The organism is Microaerobacter geothermalis (assembly GCF_021608135.1).
GTDB lineage: Bacteria > Bacillota > Bacilli > DSM-22679 > DSM-22679 > Microaerobacter > Microaerobacter geothermalis.
On the sequence record NZ_JAKIHL010000016.1, the window covers coordinates 16,053 to 33,779 of the forward strand.

23 protein-coding genes are annotated in these 17,727 nt (G+C 44.2%); 19 read left to right on the top strand and 4 right to left on the bottom strand.

The genetic code is table 11. The annotated features are described in order from the left end of the window. Nucleotides 1-37 precede the first annotated feature (37 nt). The 10 genes from L1765_RS07840 (at nt 38) to L1765_RS07885 (ending at nt 5,528) form a co-directional block, all read left to right on the top strand. Nucleotides 38-364, top strand: a complete 327-nt coding sequence (locus L1765_RS07840; RefSeq protein WP_236406147.1) for a YnfA family protein — start codon at nt 38-40, stop codon at nt 362-364. 92 nt (nt 365-456) lie between these two features. Then, entirely contained in the window at nt 457-786 is a 330-nt protein-coding gene (locus L1765_RS07845) for an ArsR/SmtB family transcription factor (protein ID WP_236406148.1), read from the top strand. Nucleotides 787-816: 30 nt separating this feature from the next. Continuing rightward, nucleotides 817-1,842 (top strand): ACR3 family arsenite efflux transporter, encoded by a 1,026-nt coding sequence (gene arsB / locus L1765_RS07850; RefSeq protein ID WP_236406204.1) that lies wholly within the window; start codon nt 817-819, stop codon nt 1,840-1,842. Nucleotides 1,843-1,860: 18 nt separating this feature from the next. Further along, nucleotides 1,861-2,280, top strand: coding sequence for an arsenate reductase (thioredoxin) (gene arsC / locus L1765_RS07855; protein WP_236406149.1), 420 nt, complete (start codon nt 1,861-1,863; stop codon nt 2,278-2,280). A gap of 106 nt (nt 2,281-2,386) precedes the next feature. Continuing rightward, nucleotides 2,387-2,569, top strand: coding sequence for a hypothetical protein (locus L1765_RS07860; protein WP_236406150.1), 183 nt, complete (start codon nt 2,387-2,389; stop codon nt 2,567-2,569). Nucleotides 2,570-2,583: 14 nt separating this feature from the next. After that, a complete protein-coding gene (locus L1765_RS07865) occupies nt 2,584-3,810 on the top strand; it encodes an MBL fold metallo-hydrolase (RefSeq protein ID WP_236406152.1) in 1,227 nt (408 codons plus the stop codon). Between the two features lie 13 nt (nt 3,811-3,823). Continuing rightward, nucleotides 3,824-4,039, top strand: a complete 216-nt coding sequence (locus L1765_RS07870; protein WP_236406153.1) for a DUF3006 domain-containing protein — start codon at nt 3,824-3,826, stop codon at nt 4,037-4,039. Between the two features lie 78 nt (nt 4,040-4,117). After that, a complete protein-coding gene (locus L1765_RS07875; protein ID WP_236406154.1) occupies nt 4,118-4,381 on the top strand; it encodes a hypothetical protein in 264 nt (87 codons plus the stop codon). A 294-nt stretch (nt 4,382-4,675) separates the two neighbouring features. Next, complete coding sequence (locus L1765_RS07880; protein WP_236406155.1) at nt 4,676-5,221, top strand: hypothetical protein; 546 nt, start codon at nt 4,676-4,678, stop codon at nt 5,219-5,221. Beyond that, nucleotides 5,202-5,528, top strand: coding sequence for a hypothetical protein (locus L1765_RS07885; RefSeq protein WP_236406156.1), 327 nt, complete (start codon nt 5,202-5,204; stop codon nt 5,526-5,528). Before L1765_RS07880 ends, L1765_RS07885 begins: the two co-directional genes overlap by 20 nt. 87 nt (nt 5,529-5,615) lie before the next feature. Here L1765_RS07885 and L1765_RS07890 read toward each other — a convergent pair whose 3' ends face one another. Both L1765_RS07890 and L1765_RS07895 read right to left on the bottom strand, forming a co-directional pair. Next, nucleotides 5,616-5,993 (bottom strand): hypothetical protein, encoded by a 378-nt coding sequence (locus L1765_RS07890; protein ID WP_236406157.1) that lies wholly within the window; start codon nt 5,991-5,993, stop codon nt 5,616-5,618. Nucleotides 5,994-6,014: 21 nt separating this feature from the next. Continuing rightward, nucleotides 6,015-6,665, bottom strand: coding sequence for a hypothetical protein (locus L1765_RS07895; RefSeq protein WP_236406158.1), 651 nt, complete (start codon nt 6,663-6,665; stop codon nt 6,015-6,017). A gap of 365 nt (nt 6,666-7,030) precedes the next feature. On the opposite strand from L1765_RS07895, the gene L1765_RS07900 reads away from it, so the two are divergent. The 3 genes from L1765_RS07900 (at nt 7,031) to L1765_RS07910 (ending at nt 9,901) form a co-directional block, all read left to right on the top strand. Continuing rightward, nucleotides 7,031-9,118 (top strand): DUF262 and DUF1524 domain-containing protein, encoded by a 2,088-nt coding sequence (locus L1765_RS07900; RefSeq protein ID WP_236406159.1) that lies wholly within the window; start codon nt 7,031-7,033, stop codon nt 9,116-9,118. Between the two features lie 120 nt (nt 9,119-9,238). Continuing rightward, on the top strand, nt 9,239-9,472 hold the full coding sequence (locus L1765_RS07905; RefSeq protein ID WP_236406160.1) for a hypothetical protein: 234 nt from the start codon (nt 9,239-9,241) through the stop codon (nt 9,470-9,472). A 15-nt stretch (nt 9,473-9,487) separates the two neighbouring features. Further along, a complete protein-coding gene (locus tag L1765_RS07910) occupies nt 9,488-9,901 on the top strand; it encodes a Uma2 family endonuclease (protein ID WP_236406162.1) in 414 nt (137 codons plus the stop codon). Nucleotides 9,902-10,076: 175 nt separating this feature from the next. Here L1765_RS07910 and L1765_RS15945 read toward each other — a convergent pair whose 3' ends face one another. Continuing rightward, nucleotides 10,077-10,202, bottom strand: coding sequence for a hypothetical protein (locus L1765_RS15945; protein ID WP_268928778.1), 126 nt, complete (start codon nt 10,200-10,202; stop codon nt 10,077-10,079). Nucleotides 10,203-10,225: 23 nt separating this feature from the next. Further along, nucleotides 10,226-10,369 carry a hypothetical protein gene (locus tag L1765_RS07915; protein ID WP_236406164.1) on the bottom strand — a complete coding sequence of 48 codons (144 nt, stop codon included), beginning with the start codon at nt 10,367-10,369 and terminating at the stop codon, nt 10,226-10,228. Between the two features lie 799 nt (nt 10,370-11,168). Between L1765_RS07915 and L1765_RS07920 the strand changes: the two genes are divergently transcribed. The 6 genes from L1765_RS07920 (at nt 11,169) to L1765_RS07945 (ending at nt 17,727) form a co-directional block, all read left to right on the top strand. Then, the gene (locus L1765_RS07920; RefSeq protein WP_236406166.1) at nt 11,169-11,462 is read left to right on the top strand and encodes a hypothetical protein; all 294 of its coding nucleotides are present in this window, start codon (nt 11,169-11,171) and stop codon (nt 11,460-11,462) included. A 2-nt stretch (nt 11,463-11,464) separates the two neighbouring features. Further along, nucleotides 11,465-12,391 (top strand): PD-(D/E)XK nuclease family protein, encoded by a 927-nt coding sequence (locus tag L1765_RS07925; RefSeq protein ID WP_236406168.1) that lies wholly within the window; start codon nt 11,465-11,467, stop codon nt 12,389-12,391. A 124-nt stretch (nt 12,392-12,515) separates the two neighbouring features. Beyond that, nucleotides 12,516-13,010 carry a helix-turn-helix domain-containing protein gene (locus L1765_RS07930; protein ID WP_236406170.1) on the top strand — a complete coding sequence of 165 codons (495 nt, stop codon included), beginning with the start codon at nt 12,516-12,518 and terminating at the stop codon, nt 13,008-13,010. A 69-nt stretch (nt 13,011-13,079) separates the two neighbouring features. Then, the gene (locus L1765_RS07935) at nt 13,080-13,736 is read left to right on the top strand and encodes a hypothetical protein (protein WP_236406171.1); all 657 of its coding nucleotides are present in this window, start codon (nt 13,080-13,082) and stop codon (nt 13,734-13,736) included. A 181-nt stretch (nt 13,737-13,917) separates the two neighbouring features. Next, complete coding sequence (hsdR, locus tag L1765_RS07940) at nt 13,918-16,281, top strand: EcoAI/FtnUII family type I restriction enzme subunit R (RefSeq protein ID WP_236406172.1); 2,364 nt, start codon at nt 13,918-13,920, stop codon at nt 16,279-16,281. A gap of 21 nt (nt 16,282-16,302) precedes the next feature. Further along, nucleotides 16,303-17,727: a type I restriction-modification system subunit M gene (locus tag L1765_RS07945; protein ID WP_236406174.1), complete on the top strand. Its 1,425-nt coding sequence runs from the start codon at nt 16,303-16,305 to the stop codon at nt 17,725-17,727.

The window sequence follows — 17,727 nt, forward strand, 5'->3', positions numbered from 1 at the left end:
AAATTTAAGCGGTCGTGATAGCAAAGGGGGGGGAACGATGGCAAAGGCGATGGTTTTGTTTCTGGCGGCAGGATTGGCGGAAATCGGGGGCGGGTACCTGGTCTGGCTGTGGCTGAGGGAATCCAAGCCCCTCTGGGTCGGCGTGCTGGGAGGGATAATCCTTGTACTGTACGGGATCATTCCCACCATGCAAAGCTTCCCGAACTTTGGCCGAGTATATGCCGCCTACGGCGGGGTCTTTATTATTTTGGCGGTCTTCTGGGGATGGTTCGTGGACAGGAAAACGCCCGATCTCTACGACTGGATCGGAGCGGTGATTTGCCTGGCGGGAGTTTCCGTCATGTTGTGGGGTCCGCGGTCTTGATCCGAAGGGAACAATTCGCATTTCCAAACAAGTTTATTTTGCATAATCATATAGTTATATGGTAAATTTATTATGAAGGAAGGTGAAGGGATGTGGACATCGAAAAATTGGCAGAAATGTTGAAAGCATTGGCCGATCCCACCCGTTTGAAAATGTTGGCCATACTACAGCATCGGGATTATTGCGTATGCGAATTTGTTCCTGTGTTTAAGATCTCCCAACCTGCGGTTTCCAAACATTTGAGGCGATTGAAAACAGCGGGGTTGGTCAAGGAGAGCCGCAAAGGGCAGTGGGTGTTTTACTCGCTGAACCGTGAAGTTCTTGAACAGGTTGGATTGGCATTGCGGCAGTTACCCGACATGTCGGATGAATTGAAAGAGCTTGAACAACAGGGACTGTTGGTCCATGTTTGCTGTGAATAAGAAGGAGAGCATCGCATGAGCAGACAAAACATCAAAAGTCTTTCGTTTCTGGATCGGTATTTGACGGTGTGGATTTTTCTGGCCATGGTCGTTGGCATCGGTTGCGGTTACCTGTTTCCCAACATGGTGGACAACTTGAATGCTTTACAGGTCGGCACCACCTCCATTCCCATTGCCATCGGGTTGATCCTGATGATGTATCCGCCGCTGGCGAAAGTGCGATACGAGGAACTGGGCCATGTGTTCCGCAACGTGAAAGTGCTGGGCTTGTCCCTGGTGCAGAACTGGGTCATCGGGCCGCTCCTCATGTTCGTGTTGGCAATCATTTTCTTGCGGGGCTATCCCGAGTACATGGTCGGCTTGATTCTGATCGGTCTTGCCCGTTGCATCGCTATGGTCATCGTCTGGAACGATCTTTCCAAGGGGGACACTGAGTACGCGGCGGGCTTGGTGGCGTTCAATTCCATCTTTCAGGTTTTGTTTTATTCGTTCTACGCATTCGTGTTCGTCACGATTTTGCCGCAGTGGCTCGGATTGGAAAGCGTGGTCATCGAGATCACGATGGCCGAGGTCGCCAAAAGCGTGTTTATCTACCTGGGCATTCCCTTCCTTGCGGGGATGATCACCCGATATGCACTGGTGAAAACCAAGGGGAAAGCATGGTACGAGCGGGTATTCATTCCAAAGATCAGCCCGCTGACCTTGGTCGCCCTGCTGTTCACCATTGTAGTCATGTTCTCCCTCAAAGGGGAAGTCATCCTTGAACTTCCCATGGATGTGCTCAGGGTCGCGATCCCGCTTCTCATCTACTTTGTCGTCATGTTTGTGGTGTCGTTTCTGCTCAGCAAAAAAGCGGGAGCAGGCTACCCCGTCTGCACGACACTTTCCTTTACCGCCGCAAGCAACAATTTTGAACTGGCGATTGCGGTGGCGGTCGGCGTGTTCGGCATTCATTCGGGGGCAGCGTTTGTGGCGGTCATCGGTCCATTGGTGGAAGTGCCCGTGATGCTGGCTCTGGTAAAGCTGTCACTCTATTTCCAACGCAAATTTTTTTAACTCAAGGAGGCTGACAAAATGGCGGAGAAACCGATCATCTATTTCCTTTGCACAGGCAATTCCTGCCGCAGTCAAATGGCGGAAGGATTCGGGAAAAAATATCTCGGCGACCGTTTTGACGTGTACAGTGCTGGAATCGAGGCCCACGGTCTCAATCCGTATGCGGTTCAAGTGATGCGGGAGGTGGGCATTGACATTTCCAGCCAGACTTCTGATGTGATCGATCCCGAGCTGTTAAACAAGGCGAATTATGTGATTACGCTCTGCGGGGACGCCAACGACCGATGCCCGATGACACCTCCGCACGTGACACGCTGGCATTGGGGCTTTGACGACCCCGCCAAGGCGACTGGTACGGAGGAAGAAAAACTGGCGGTGTTCCGCCGCGTGCGGGACGAGATTGAAGAACGAATCGAACGGTTAACATCAGGAAGATGAATAAAAGGCGAAGAGGAGTGATTGCGGACTCCTCTTTTTCTTTTGAACGGTGGTATACTGGGATTGAAGGACTGAATGGAAAATATTCGCTGAGGGGATGACATGAATGACTGTGAAAGAGAGTTGCCGAAATTGCGGAGGCACTTCATTTGTCCAAGCTACGGATTATGTGAACCTGCGACCGATCAATAAAAAAATGGCCATAGGTTCAGAGAAAATTTACACGGTTTGTCTTGATTGCGGAGAGGTTGTATCCATAAAAGTGAAGCATCCTGAAAAGTTGAAATAACGTTTACAGAATGGATGGAAAAAGGGGAAAAGGGAATGAAGTATCGGATCACAGGGCTTATTTGGACAATTCTCCTGTCAGTATTGATTTTTGCAGGATGCACATCCGCTGAGACGAATCAGGAAAGCCAGGAACATGTGACACAAAATACGAATCAGGCAACGCAGGCAAGTGCGGTCGTTGAAACCCAACATGAGAATATTCAGGACAACCACCAGGTGACAGCAACGTCCCAGGTTCAAGCAACAACCCAGCAAAACAATGACGTACGCGGCGAATTGCAAGTGCATTTCATTGATGTGGGTCAGGGAGCTTCCCAGTTACTCATCGGTTCATCAGGGAAAACCATTCTGATTGATGCGGGGAACAACATCCAAGAGGAAGAAATCGTTGCTTATTTGCGGAAAAACGGCATTCAAAAAATCGATATCCTCGTTGGAACTCATCCTGATGCGGATCATATTGGCGGATTGGACGCGGTAATCGATAACTTCGAAATCGGCAAAATCTATATGCCCAAAGTGCAATCGAACACGAAAACCTTTGAGGATGTCTTGCTGGCAATACAACGAAAAGGGCTAAAGGTTTCCACCGCGAAGGCGGGAGTCACCCTGGATTGGGAGCCAGACGCCAAAGTGCAAATGATTGCACCTGTAAGAGAGTACAATGATGATAATGACATGAGTGCTGTGCTAAAACTAACGTTTGGAGAAATATCATTCCTGTTTACGGGCGATGCGGAATCCAAATCCGAACACGATATGATAAATTCCAAAGTGGATTTAAAATCGGATGTCCTTTTAGTCGCCCACCATGGCTCCAAGTCATCGACGACAGAGGCGTTTCTTGATGCCGTACAGCCGTCTTACGGGGTTATTCAGGTGGGGGAAAATAATTATGGGCATCCCGCTCCTGAGATCTTGGAGCGGCTAAATAAGAGAGGCGTTAAGGTTTACAGGAACGATTTGCATGGGGACATTGTGTTTGTTACGGATGGAAAGAACATCAAGGCAAGCCACACGAAAGATGGCAAGGAAGAAGCAACTGCCGCGAGCCGAACGCAGGAGGAAACACGGGAAAAACAGGGAACACAGGCAACACAGGCAAAAGAAACGACAGAAACCGTGGTTTATAAAAATTGCACGGAAGTGCGGCAAGCGGGAAAAGCACCGCTATATCGCGGCGATCCTGGCTACAGCCGAAAACTCGACAGAGACGGCGATGGCGTGGCTTGCGAATGAGGAAAGGGGGATCGTGTTGAAAGGCATCGTTGACCGTTTTGAGGGAAACTTCGTGGTTATTGAAATTGATGGGATTACAAAAGACATCCCGAGGGATGACGTTGATGCAAAGGTGAAGGCAGGCGATTGCGTGGTTTTGAAAAACGGAAAGTGGATAACGGATGAAATGGAGACGAAAGACAGGGTAGAAAGGATTAAAGGGCTAATGGAACAGTTGTGGGAAGATTAATCGGCAAGCAAACCATTCATTGACCGTTGAGGCATTGTCATGTAAAATAATGGTCAGAATTGCATAAAAACGATTGTTGTGAAAGCGGAAGCACCGCAGATAACCCATAGGGTTCGTCTGCGGTTTTTTGCTTTTAAAAAAACAATGAATGGAGATGAGGAATATGATGACTTGCTCGTTTTGTTCACAACGCTCGCAAATGCTGTTTTCGCACATGATTCACGACATCGGTCTGCTTTGTATGGAATGCTACTTGAAATTTCATGGTTGTTGCGGCTCTTGCAGTACCAGTTTTTTGCCTGCGGAGTTAAAACCGAATGTGAATTATCAGTTGAGGGCTAAGTTTGTCGGAGCGGGGGATAGGCATTATGTCGTGTGCGACGAATGTTTTCAACTTATTCGAAATGAGTTTCCTGAGTTTTTTTCGAACTGAATTGCGGATAAATGACAACGATCCTGGAATTTCATTGGACGAAGGGGTAGTGTCCTAATTTTGTTGTTTTAGCGAACCCTTCCCCCATTACGCTCCTGGCTGTCAAGAATATTGGCACTTAAGAAATCTATAATAAAACGTCGATATTTGAAATGGAGAGCGATTACGTTCAACTTTTGATTGCGAATCAGGAGGAGAAAAAGATGGCAAAAGAACTGGTGCTGGCATCACTTCGCATGGAGAGAAACCCTATGGCAATTCCGATCAACGACCCTTCAAAGCTGGGCATTGATCAAAAAATGCTTAAGAAATTGGACGGTCATATAGAACTTGATCCGATGTATGTCATTCCGAAATCCAAGAGGGAGATACTAAATCGGCTTGCAGAACAAATCATAACTGATTTTGAAAGCAGGGGGGCAGTTGAATCTCAAGAAGATGAAGACAGGGAAGAAGTGATTGCTCACCGCGTCGTCAGTATGACGAAAGCCATGTATGAGGATTTTTTGATCGCATTTAAGCAGTATGAACAAAAGTTCTATGGATTAAGGGATGAACTTGTTGACCAGTACGATAACATGGTTGAAGAGTTTCGTTCCTTGTACTGCAATGTAACGGGATGCAATGAAGAAGAATGGAACAAAATAAAAAAGAGGATTCCTTCCAAAACCCAGTTCCGAGACAGTTTCAAAATCAGTCTGGATAGAGCACCATTCGTTCTCACAAGCGATGATCTTGGAGAGGGCTAGTGAGGTTCTAGGAAAAACTCTACAAAAGGCATTCTCATTAGCACGTTATGTTGACGGCTATAGGGAAAAACCTTTCACAACCGAAGCGAAAGCATTTATTCATAAAGAAATTGGGTTGCTCGACGAGTTGAATGTCAACGATAATTCCGATGCGAACGAGATCATCGGATATTTTAAAGAAATCAACGATTTCATCACGGAGGGCACGAGTCTGGGAGAACGATCGAAAGGTGCTGTAAGATTGATCAAGGAAAAAGTTGTGAAGGTGGCTGTTGAGCAGGATTTGTTGAAGATGATCGAACTTTAATGAATACATGGCGTGAAGCGTAAAGAGGAGGCAACATTTCCTCCTCTTTTTCTTACCGTTATCCCGTTGATAAAACTGATTTTTCACTCATCCGCATTTTCCCTTCTTTAAATCCTCTGGCGTTTCTCCAAGGATCATCCGACAAATGTTATTATAACCCGTCCAGTTATGCTTATGTAGGAGATTTGAAAAATGTTGATAGCCTTCATAGTATTCCGTTTTTAAAACAAAGAGGTCTTGATGAATCTCCGTGAGTTTGCTTTGATGTCGAATTCCGTTCAAATAGCGTTCCTTGATTTCTACGCCCCTAATCTGTTGACATAAATAACCGAAAGGAATTTTATAACGCTCGGTTTTGTATAGCAGGATAAGCAATTTGTCATAAAACTGTGGATGGCTCTCCTTCATGGATTGAATTACAGAATAAACCAACTGCAATTCTTGCAAAGATGCTTCAGCGGGCATTATTCATTTCTCCTCCCATCGTTAACCATAAATGGCCCATGGTGTGATCAGTTTTTTGATTTGTTTAATGACGGATTTCTTTGCTTCTTTTGCTTTGTGGGAACCCATGTTTTGTGTCGCCAGGATACTGTTCAAGACGGCGATCAATTGTTCATCCGACAATTCCTCTTCGTATGAAGAAAGATCATCATCTTCCTCGCAACTAACCACTACGTCATCTTCTGGTTCAAAACCGAAATCTGCCCAGTCTGGCCAAAGAGAAGGATATCGTTGAATTAGTTCATCGTCGGGATCTCTTTCAAAATCTGCAGTAATGGTAAAATGAGCTTCATGCCATTCCATAGGGACAATTTTAGTGGGGATAAACAGTTTTGTCGGCTCTTTTGTAAACTTGTCCCAACCCCGTTCATTGTATAGGTATCGGCTAAAAACGGTTAATTCTTTTGCGGTTACTTTTTCAGGAGTGCTTCGTTCATAGACAAGCATTAAACGAACCGCAATCCCCTCTACTTCAAGGATGGTGATTTTCTTGATCCCCTGAAAACGTTGATTAAAAAACTCAGCCGCCATATAGGTGTCTTCCGCATAGCGATCCAATCCTGTTTCAAGAGCGGTTTCACTCGGTGATTTGAGTTTCAAGTCAAAGTAGAAATAGGTATAGGATCGGCTCAAGTTGATCTCTCCTTTCGTTTGTTTTTATCTTACCAAATAAGAAATATAAAAACAACAAGAATTATATATTTTTTGCTATAATTCGTTTCCTTGAAGTTCTTAAATCAACCCTATTTTGTTTGGAACACAACACCATCTGGAGAAAGGCGTGGGAAAAATAACCCAAACGTAATCCAATGCGACCATCTTTCGGTTGTTTTCAGGGAAGCAGATCTAATATCGCAACCGTCCAGCAGGCATACCCGCACCTGATACCTTCGACCACAAAAACAGTGATCCAAACCATGGAGTTTCAAAGACTTGGAAGAGGTACTCAGGTCGTCGTAAAATGATTGAAAGGAATTCTTTTATGAGGAGAGGGTCAAGTGAAGGCGGTAGAAACCAATTTATTGAAATTTATGCAAGGCACAAAACAATTCATCATCCCGATTTATCAGCGAAAATATAGCTGGACGATAAAGCAGTGTCGCCAGCTTTGGAACGATATTGTGAGAGCGGCGGAAGACGAAAAGATCAAGGGCCACTTTGTTGGCTCGATTGTCTATATCGAACAAGGGTTATATCAAGTATCATCTGTACCGCAACTGCTCGTCATTGATGGACAGCAACGATTGACCACGTTGACGTTACTGTTGCTCGCGTTGGGCAAAGCCATTGAGGAGAGCGGACAAACCTTGGAAATTACGAAAAAGAAGATCATGAATTACTATCTGGTCAACAGCGAAGAAGAGGGGGAGCTGTATCACAAACTCATCTTGACGCAGAGCGATAAGGACACGCTGATCAACTTGATTTTAGACAAAAAACTCCCCGAGGAATACTCCCCGAGGGTGTACGAGAACTATCATTTTTTTGCGGAATCCATCAAAAACAGCGGTATCGATCTGAACAAGCTGTATCAGGGAATCTCCAAGCTGATTATTGTAGATATTTCGTTGGATCGCGACCATGATAATCCGCAGTTGATTTTTGAAAGTCTGAACTCAACGGGGCTTGATCTGTCGCAAGCCGACTTGATCCGAAACTTCGTTTTGATGAAACTGGAGCCAAAAGAGCAAGCGGAACTGTACAGGGAATACTGGTATCCGATGGAAAAAAGCTTCGGGAATCTGACAAATTCCGCTTTGTTTGACCGATTTATGCGTGATTACCTAACGGTGAAGACAGGACGAATTCCAAACATTCAAGAAGTTTACTCCAGTTTCAAGGCGTATGTATTTGAGCACAGTGAACGGAGTGTCCAGCAAATTGTCGAGGACATTTATCGATATTCCCAATATTTTGTGAAGCTCGCCTTCCAGACGGAAAAAGATAAAGAAATCAATGAAGTGCTGACGGATATCAATACGCTTAAAGTCGATGTCTCGTATCCGTTCTTGCTTGAGGTATATGACGACTACGAGCGTCAAATGATATCCAAATCGGAATTTATCGAAATCCTAAAGCTTGTTGAAGCGTATGTTTTCCGCCGAGCGGTTTGCGGGGTTCCCACCAATTCATTGAACAAAACGTTTGCGACCCTCAGCAAAGAGATCGACAAAGCAAATTATTTGGAAAGCGTGCGGGCGGCGTTTTTGCTCAAAGATTCCTATAAACGGTTTCCGACCGATGAGGAGTTCAGGTGGGAACTCATGATTAAGGATGTGTATAATTTCCGTAATCGAAATTACTTGCTTCGGAAGCTGGAAAATTTCAATCGGAAAGAGATTATTGATATCGAAGCCTATACGATTGAACACATCATGCCGCAAAATCCAAACTTGTCTCCAGAATGGCGGCGGGATTTGGGGCCAAATTGGGAAGAAGTGCACAAAACGTATCTTCATACGCTGGGCAATCTGACATTGACCCGATATAATTCCGAGCTCAGTGATCGGCCGTTTAAGGAAAAACGGGATATGGAGGGCGGGTTTGCCGACAGTCCGTTGAGGTTAAACAGAGAACTGGCCAAACTTGAAACTTGGAATGAGGAGGAAATCCTTAAACGTGCAGAGCTTCTTGCAAATTTGGCGTTAAAAGTGTGGGAATATCCACAGCTTTCTGAGGATATTCTGGCTAAATACCGAAAGAAAGGCTCCGAACATGAAAGTGTGACTTATACGATTGCCGATCACCCTGAATTACAGGGGGATATGTTGGCGTTATTCGAAGAATTGAGCAAACGAATCTGTAACCTGGACAGTTCTGTCCGCATGGAATTCAAAAAATTATACATTGCTTTTAAAACATCCACAAATTTCGTCGATATTGTGCCGCAGAAAAGCAGACTGCGGTTAAGCTTAAATATGCCCTTCGATGAAATTCAGGATCCGAAAGGCATTTGTAAGGATGTGAGCAACGTCGGGCGTTGGGGGAACGGAGACGTTGAATTTGGGGTTTCTTCTTTAGATGAAATTGACTATGCGATGTTTCTGATCAGACAGTCCTATGAAAGGCATCGGGAAGATGTATAAAGGTGAAGAGGAGCGATGCGGCTCCTTTTTTTCTCTGATGATATACTGGAAATAAAGGGAACAAGGTGATTGTTTGATCAGCTTATCCTTAAATTAAAATGCAAAAGGGGGAAAGTATACATGGAGATGATACCTAAGGCTGAGCCGCAGAAAATTCCGTTTCAGGTGTTTGAGGAATCGATTCCAAACGAAGGAAGATGGGAATGGATAGGTGGAGAGATTTTTTTCTCTGATGATGAAATAAAAAAAGTCATTCTCATGCTGGTCGGCCAAATCGGGTTAAGAAAACTGATCAACATCCTCCCCAATGAATCAAGGAACGAGCTTGAAAGGCTGTTAAGGGATGAAAGTTGAAAGGAATCGAAGGGCATGAGTTTGAAAGACTTGGCGTTTGTGCACCTGTTAACTGAGTTGACTCGCTATGCCAGGGAGAACCAGTCGGGAACGGTTTTGCCGCGAACGCTGGTTTATATCGAGGAGAAGGAAGTTGCGGTCATTCCCGATATCGTCTTCGTAAAGAGAGCAAGAAGCGGAATCATCCAGAAAAACAGGATTTGCGGCGTGCCTGATTTGGTGGTTGAAATCGTGTCGAATCCAAGCCATCGTGACAAACTGCTGGACAAAAAGAAGGATACATATGCCCGATGTGAGGTTCCTGAATATTGGATCGCAGATCCATTTGAAACAACGGTTAGGAAGTATGTACTAAATGAAGGGGCATACCAGGAAACAGACAACTCGTGGTTGTTTCCCGACCTGATGGTACAGTTGCCTGATAGTTGAAAAGGGTTGAAGGTTGCACAGGGATGAACAGGAACAAAATAATGGCAAGAGAAGCCTTGGAAATTATCAATAATGAACAGAGTTGTTCATGCCAAGGGGACTAGCAGGGCAAAAAATCCAGATACGTGATGGTATCTGGAGGAGGAGAGTGTTATGAAGGAAAGTTTTCAAGTAGTTACTTCAGTTTTCTTTTGATTTCGCGTTCCAGTTCCTGATGTATTTTTCTGACGGCACGGTTGAGTTCGCTTTTGATACGGGCTTTTGACATGGATGACGTAAGTTTGATTTTCACTTTAGCCATTAGGCAGACCCCCATGTTCAAATCTAGTTTTTACCTTTTTTTGACTGTGACAAAACAGAACCAGCAAGCTTCTTGGTTGTATCACTGTACCTGTCACTCTTCAAAACCTTAGATGCTAGTGCCGCCATCTTGTCAGAAGACACTTTGTTATGACCTTTGGTTGCCATTCAGTACCCCCCTTTCCAGATCTTATCATTTGACTTGATTATATAACACTATATATTGTGTGTCAAACGTTTGTTCTCACTATATATAGTGAAAATATTGAGAGGTTGCTGGTTAAATGAAAGATATTGTGCTACTGAAATATTGGGTGACAGATCCATTTGAAAAACGGTTAGGAAATATAGGTTGACGGGACTTATCAATAGATGGAAATATCGAGGATGGTAACCAGACCTGTAAGAGGGGTGAAATTACGCACAAGTGCCTCTGAAGAAAGCAACTTGGAAGCGACCATAAATGCATAAAAGGTATGAAGCAATTATTGAACAGTTTTATATAAACTTCATAAGTTTATTGGACATTTCGGCAAAATTACGGCTACAAGTATGCAAAATTTATGAAAAGGATATTAAAAATTTATGCAGATCCTTCATAAAAGATATGCAAGCTCAGGAACATGGAGAAATTATCCACAAAATAAACAGGCGGTTTTGTGGATAAATTGTATATAAGACTCCCTTTCCCCTTTAAACTTTTTGCCTACAAAGCAACTTCGGCGGGAAAATTTAATAAAAGCAAGCGTTGAAAACCTGCAATAGGCCAGATAAACTGATATTAAAACATCATACAAACATTCGTTCTGATGAGGAGCGGATAGAAATGCGAATATTATTTTTGCTAATGCCAAATTCAATACTTGTTTTTCCCAAGGGCATCACTCCATGAATGGTTGGAGTCGATGCCCTTCAATTTTTTCAATCGAATTAAGAACATAACTTTATTCGATGGAGGGAGATCGGAATGGAGATCCAATGCACCAGGCATTTTTTGAAACGTTGCAAAGAACAGAATCTCGATCCCAAGGACATAACCAGTTGCCTGAAAGAAGAGATGCCAAAAATCCAGGGGATCGCAAAGTGGAGACTGCAAAATGGTATCGAAATCGTTGTCAATGGGATGGGAAATCGGCTTGTTCTCATCACGGTGGTTGGCGTGGAGAAGCGAAAACGGGGGATATATGGACGCAATAAAACCTACAAACTGGAACGGTCATTTTCAATGCCAATCGAGCTGGAGTGGATGGAGGTAGGTTGACTGTGAATGCGGCTCAACCCTTTCCAGAGCTAAGTTGGTCATGGACAAGAAACCAAACGTTTCTGAATTGCAAACGATGGTATTTCCATGCCTATTATAGCTCCTGGGGAGGCTGGCGGCGTAAGGCGTCCAATCTCTCCAGGCATGCCTACCGCCTAAAGCGGCTTGTTACGCTTGACCAATTGTTCGGGATTTCGGTACACAACCAGATTCATCGGATGATTGACGTGTCTCAAAAGATGACCGTCGAAGCATTTAATGCATCCGTTCAAAAAGCGTTGAACAAGGCGTATTGGGAATCCATACACAAAAAGGAGCAATGGTATGAACATCCCAGTGACTTCAACATGTTGCATGAAATGTATTACAACGGAGAGCTTCCCGAACATAAAATCGAAGAATATCGGGAGCGGATGACCGTCATTGCCAACCATTTGCTGTCAAGTCAAACATTCATGGACATTTTTGACGGAAAGGGAAAAAGGATTAAGCTGATCACATACGAGCGGTTCCGATTATTTGAGATGGAAGGCGTTAAAGCGTGGGTGGTCTTGGATCTGGTGTTTCAAGACCTGGAAAGCGGAAAATTTGTTGTCGTCGATTTCAAAACGGGGAAACCCTCATCCAGTGACAGGGTGCAGTTGCTACTTTATGCTTTATTCCTTAAAGAAGCGTTTAACCTCCCTACGCTGGATCAAATGGAATTGCGGAATGAATATTTGGCACAAGGGAAATACACTTCCTTCACGCCTAGACAAACTGATCTGGAGTACGTGCAGTCGTTGATTCAAACCAGCGTGAAGGAAATGAAGGCCTACTTGCGTGTTCCAGAACAAAATGTGCCGCTGGAGATGGAGAGGTTTGAACAAACGAAAAATCGGGCGATCTGCCGCAGGTGTGCGTTTCAGGAGTTGTGCGATATAGGGTAGAGGGCGGTGTGAGGCTTATGGGGCTGACATGATTGACAAGGCTGGCAACGCTTAGAATATGTCGATACCCAAAATAACAGGTTTCCCGACTGGGAATCAGATGGAATGGAAGGAGAAATGTATCATGAATGAAGACATGCTGAAAGACGTGGATTTGTTGGATGAGACGGAAGAGGAGGCAGAAGGCTCTCTCACGGTATCCGACAATTTCGGGATTATGTTGAAGCATTATAGGAAATTGAAAAATCTTTCTTTAAAGGAGTTAGAAAATCTGTGCGGAGTGTCGGCTTCTTACATTAACAGACTCGAGAGGGGAGAAAGGAGATCCCCGAGTATTTCCGTTATATTGCGATTGGCAGGGGTGTTGGATATCAATAGTTCGGTACTGTTAGCGGCGATTAACATCAAAGAGCCACAGACTTCTGAAAAAATCACTTTTTCCGAACTACTGATCAAGCATGAATTTCTGCTCAATGGAGAAGAACTGAGCAAGGAGGCAAAGGAGAAACTGCTGAAAATTGTCGAGCACATTGCCCAGTGCCACTGGAACTCGGACACGAAAGTCCGTGACATTTTCGTCTTGGCAGAGCTGGTAGATCAATTCAAACTCGCGGTTTGAAAACATTTCGGATGGGAGGGACGGGGAATGTCTCTCCCTTCTCAGTCATGATGAAAAGGTGGGAGTACATTGCCGAAACAACGTTCGGAAAAAGAGTTTATTTTTAACTTGTACTTGAAGAAGTATCCCGAAGTGTTGGAAGGGATTCTTGGTGTTGACCTGGCACAGATTGAACTGGAAATTCCGTATGGTCGGAAGAAAATTGATTTTTATGCCGTCTCCAGAGACAAACGGGTAGAGGTTTTTGTAGAGAACCAATTGACACAGTCGGATGTAGCACATTTGAAAGAAAAAATCATGCCTATTTTGCAGAGTTTGCAAGAGGGCATAGTAGTCTGGACGGCTCAACGTTTTGACACAGCACATCTGTCTGCGGTCAAAGCATTTCTGAAAGCCAATCCGCAGAAATACGTGAATGTTTACGGCGTAGAACTGCACCCTGAAGTGATAAAACAGCTGAAGATGATCCAATTTTTCTCGCCATACTTGCAAGGTTCAATTGGGGAGTTTCCAGATGATTTCCCTGGCGAGGCTTATGAAAAAAAAAGAATTCAAGGTCCGCAGGGGCAGGTTGTTGAACAAATCATGGAAATCGACAAAGATTGGTGGAGATCGTCGATGATTGACCCAAGAATGGCGGAGATTTTGTTGGAAGAAGTCACGGATGAACGGGCGTTTTTAGCCCAACAGGAACGGATATCGGAGTATCTTATCCACCGTTTCTAAACCCGTCCATTGAACCGCCTTTGTGGCGGTTTTGTTTTTGGAGGACTTTCCGTCCTGTTCTTTGTGCCTCGATGTATCTTTCAAGCTACGAACGACACAAAAATTCTGGTAAAATTGTAGTAACTAATGGAAACAACCGCTTGGGCGAATGGAATTATGGCACGAAAAGGGGGTAATGGTAATGCCCAAATATTCGGAACGGGATATTTGTACAAAGTTTATTACTCCCGCTTTAATTAAGGCAGGATGGGATATACATAAGCAAATTCGGGAAGAAGTAACATTTACGGCGGGACGTATTATTGTAAAAGGGAAGATGCACACCAGAAGAAAGGCGAAGCGAGCGGACTATATTCTTTATTACAAATCTAACCTGCCGCTGGCCATTATCGAAGCAAAAGATGACACACATTCCGTTGGAGACGGAATGCAACAAGCTTTGCAATATGCCGATATCCTCGATATTCCCTTTGTTTTCAGTTCAAACGGAAAAGCGTTTTTAGAACACGATCGAACAGGCATGTCGGATTATGTTGAAAGGGAAATTGGGCTTGATGAGTTTCCGTCTCCTGAACAATTGTGGGAAAGGTATAAGCAATGGAAGGGCATTACGGAAGAGCAGGAAAGAATCATTACGCAAGACTATTTTTCGGATGGAAGCGGAAAAACGCCGCGTTACTACCAACGAATTGCCATTAATCGTGCAGTAGAAGCGATTGCCAAAGGACAAAATCGACTTCTGCTGGTCCTTGCCACGGGAACGGGCAAAACGCTCATTGCCTTTCAGTTGATTTGGAGATTATGGAAGTCCAGAACGAAGAAAAGAATCCTGTTTCTTGCCGACCGTAACATCTTGGTTGATCAGACGATGGCAAATGATTTTAAGCATTTTGGCGATAAGATGACCAAAATCAGGAATCGCAAGGTGGATAAGTCATATGAAATTTATTTAGCACTGTACCAAGGAGTGTCGGGTGCCGAGGAATGGAAAAACATCTACAAAGAATTTTCTCCTGATTTCTTTGACCTGATTATCGTGGATGAGTGCCATCGTGGTAGTGCCAAAGAAGATTCCGCATGGCGGGAGATTTTGGAATATTTCTCGTCAGCGACTCAGGTTGGACTCACGGCAACCCCTAAAGAAACGAAAGACGTTTCGAACATTCATTACTTTGGGGAGCCAATTTACACATACAGTTTGAAACAAGGGATCAACGATGGATTCCTGGCTCCTTATCGGGTCATTCGATACACCATTGATAAAGACGTGGAAGGCTGGCGGCCAGAAGAAGGACAGAGAGATAAATACGGACAAATCATCGAAGATCGGATTTATAACGTCAAAGACTTTGATCGCACATTAATTATTGATGAACGTACTGCCCTGGTCGCCAAAAAAATCACGGAGTATCTAAAGAAAACGGATCGTTTTCAGAAAACCATTGTTTTTTGTGTAGACATACCGCATGCTGAACGAATGCGTCAGGCATTGGTAAACGAAAATGCCGATTTGGCGGCTCAAAATCCAAAATACATTGTACGAATAACGGGGGATAATGAGGAGGGGAAGGAGGAGCTGGACAACTTTATCGATCCAGCCAGTACATACCCCGTGATCGCAGTGACGTCCAAGTTGTTAACGACTGGCGTCGATGTCCAAACGTGCAAGCTCATTGTGCTGGATGCCAACATTAATTCCATGACAGAATTTAAACAGATCATTGGTCGGGGCACTCGTGTAAACGAAGAATACGGCAAATATTCGTTCACCATCATCGATTTTCGTAATGTTACCAACTTGTTTGCCGACCCCGCGTTTGACGGAGAACCTGTACAAATCTATGAACCCAAAGAGGGGGATCCTTCCATTCCGCCAGAAGTAGTGGAAGAAGACGATGAAGAAGAAGCAGGCTTCTCGGATGACTTATACGGCGGTGACAAGGAGGATGGATACGAAGGAGATGACGTGATCCGCGAGCGATCGCGAACGTATTACGTCGATAATGTCAAGGTGAAAGTGATCAACGAGAGGGTTCAATACATCAATGAGGAAGGAAAGTTGATCACAGAGTCTTTGAAGGACTATACCAAAAAAAGAGTCAATCAAAATTACGCCTCGCTTGACGAGTTTCTGCAAAAATGGAACGCCGCCGAACGTAAGGATGCTATAATAGAAGAGTTGCTTGAACAGGGTGTGCTCCTGGATGAATTACAGCAAGAAGTGGGAAAATACTTCGATCCTTTTGATCTCATCTGTCACGTAGCCTTCGATATGAAGCCGCTCACTCGTCGAGAACGGGCGATGAATGTGAAAAAACGGAATTACTTTACCAAATATGGAGAAAAAGCAAGGGCTGTATTGGAAGCCTTGCTGGACAAGTATGCGGATGAAGGCATTGAAAATATTGAAAGCATGGAAGTGTTAAAACTTCATCCCTTTGATCAGTACGGATCTCTTATTGAGATTGTCAAATTTTTCGGGGGCAAGCAGAAGTATTTGGAAGCGTTAAAAGAGTTGAAGCAACAAATCTACACATCAGCTTAGTTTGCTACTAGGAGGAACAACATGACAATAGCCAATATCGTGAAATCGATTCAGGATATCATGCGGCAAGACGTTGGAGTAGATGGCGATGCACAACGGATTGCTCAGCTTGTCTGGATGATTTTCCTGAAAATCTTTGATGATAAAGAAGCAGAGTTGGAGCTTTTAGATGAAGAGTATCGTTCGCCAATTCCAGAGAAGTATCGTTGGCGTAACTGGGCGGCAAACGATGAGGGCATGACAGGAGACGAGTTGTTGGAATTCGTAAACAATGAGCTGTTTCCCGCTTTAAAAGAACTTTCGGATGTTGAAGAAGGAAGCCGAGGTTACCTCGTAAGAGAAGTGTTCCAGGACAGCTACAATTACATGAAGTCGGGAACACTGATGCGTCAGGTGATTAACAAAATCAACGAAATTGACTTTAACAGCTCCGAAGATCGCCATTTGTTCAATGACTTTTATGAGACTTTTTTGCGTGATCTCCAGAGTGCAGGAAATGCAGGAGAATACTATACGCCTCGTGCAGTCACACAATTTATGGTAGATATGACCAATCCGCAATTGGGGGAGAAGGTGTTGGATCCTGCTTGTGGCACTGGGGGTTTTCTGACCTGTGCATTGGAACATTTGATGAAACAAGCGAAAACGGTTGAAGATCGGCAACTGGTTCAATCGTCTATATTGGGTATAGAGAAAAAACCGTTGCCTCATATTCTCAGTGTGACGAATTTAATTTTGCATGATATTGATATTCCCAAGATCCGCCGAGACAATTCGCTATCCCGACCGTTGCGTGACTACGGCATGAAGGATAAGGTCGACGTAATCTTGACCAATCCACCTTTTGGGGGAATTGAAGAAGACGGAATTCAGGCGAATTTCCCTGCCAGTTTCCGTACGAAAGAGACCGCTGATCTCTTTATGGTTTTAATTTTAACCTTACTGAAAGATGGCGGACGTGCGGCTGTTGTATTGCCTGATGGTTTTCTCTTTGGCGAAGGGGTCAAAACACGCATTAAAGAAAAATTGCTCAGTGAATGCAATTTACATACAATTGTTCGCTTGCCTAATGGCGTCTTTGCTCCGTATACGGGTATTCGAACCAATCTATTGTTCTTTACCAAGGGTGAACCGACTAAGGAAATTTGGTACTTTGAGCATCCATACCCCGAAGGTCAGAAGTCCTATTCCAAGACAAAACCGATCCGCATTGAGGAATTTGATCTGGAGAAGCAGTGGTGGGGAAATCGTGTTGAAAATGAATACGCTTGGAAAGTGACTGTAGAGGAAATCAGGAGCATCAATTATAACCTTGATGTGAAGAATCCGAATAAATCAGCGGAAGACATTGATTTGGATGTTTCTCAAATCTTGAAGAGAATCCAGCAAGGAAATCGTAAGATCGAGCAACTCACTGGGGAACTTATTAAAATTTTGGGGTATTAA

Coding starts and splice junctions, on each gene's coding strand:
- L1765_RS07840 (WP_236406147.1), top strand. CDS start 38: ATGGCAAAGGCGATGGTTTTGTTTCTGGCGGCAGGATTGGCGGAAATC.
- arsC (WP_236406149.1), top strand. CDS start 1,861: ATGGCGGAGAAACCGATCATCTATTTCCTTTGCACAGGCAATTCCTGC.
- L1765_RS07860 (WP_236406150.1), top strand. CDS start 2,387: ATGACTGTGAAAGAGAGTTGCCGAAATTGCGGAGGCACTTCATTTGTC.
- L1765_RS07865 (WP_236406152.1), top strand. CDS start 2,584: ATGGAAAAAGGGGAAAAGGGAATGAAGTATCGGATCACAGGGCTTATT.
- L1765_RS07880 (WP_236406155.1), top strand. CDS start 4,676: ATGGCAAAAGAACTGGTGCTGGCATCACTTCGCATGGAGAGAAACCCT.
- L1765_RS07885 (WP_236406156.1), top strand. CDS start 5,202: ATGATCTTGGAGAGGGCTAGTGAGGTTCTAGGAAAAACTCTACAAAAG.
- L1765_RS07890 (WP_236406157.1), bottom strand. CDS start 5,993: ATGCCCGCTGAAGCATCTTTGCAAGAATTGCAGTTGGTTTATTCTGTA.
- L1765_RS07905 (WP_236406160.1), top strand. CDS start 9,239: ATGGAGATGATACCTAAGGCTGAGCCGCAGAAAATTCCGTTTCAGGTG.
- L1765_RS07910 (WP_236406162.1), top strand. CDS start 9,488: ATGAGTTTGAAAGACTTGGCGTTTGTGCACCTGTTAACTGAGTTGACT.
- L1765_RS15945 (WP_268928778.1), bottom strand. CDS start 10,202: ATGGCTAAAGTGAAAATCAAACTTACGTCATCCATGTCAAAAGCCCGT.
- L1765_RS07915 (WP_236406164.1), bottom strand. CDS start 10,369: ATGGCAACCAAAGGTCATAACAAAGTGTCTTCTGACAAGATGGCGGCA.
- L1765_RS07920 (WP_236406166.1), top strand. CDS start 11,169: ATGGAGATCCAATGCACCAGGCATTTTTTGAAACGTTGCAAAGAACAG.
- L1765_RS07930 (WP_236406170.1), top strand. CDS start 12,516: ATGAATGAAGACATGCTGAAAGACGTGGATTTGTTGGATGAGACGGAA.
- hsdR (WP_236406172.1), top strand. CDS start 13,918: ATGCCCAAATATTCGGAACGGGATATTTGTACAAAGTTTATTACTCCC.
- L1765_RS07945 (WP_236406174.1), top strand. CDS start 16,303: ATGACAATAGCCAATATCGTGAAATCGATTCAGGATATCATGCGGCAA.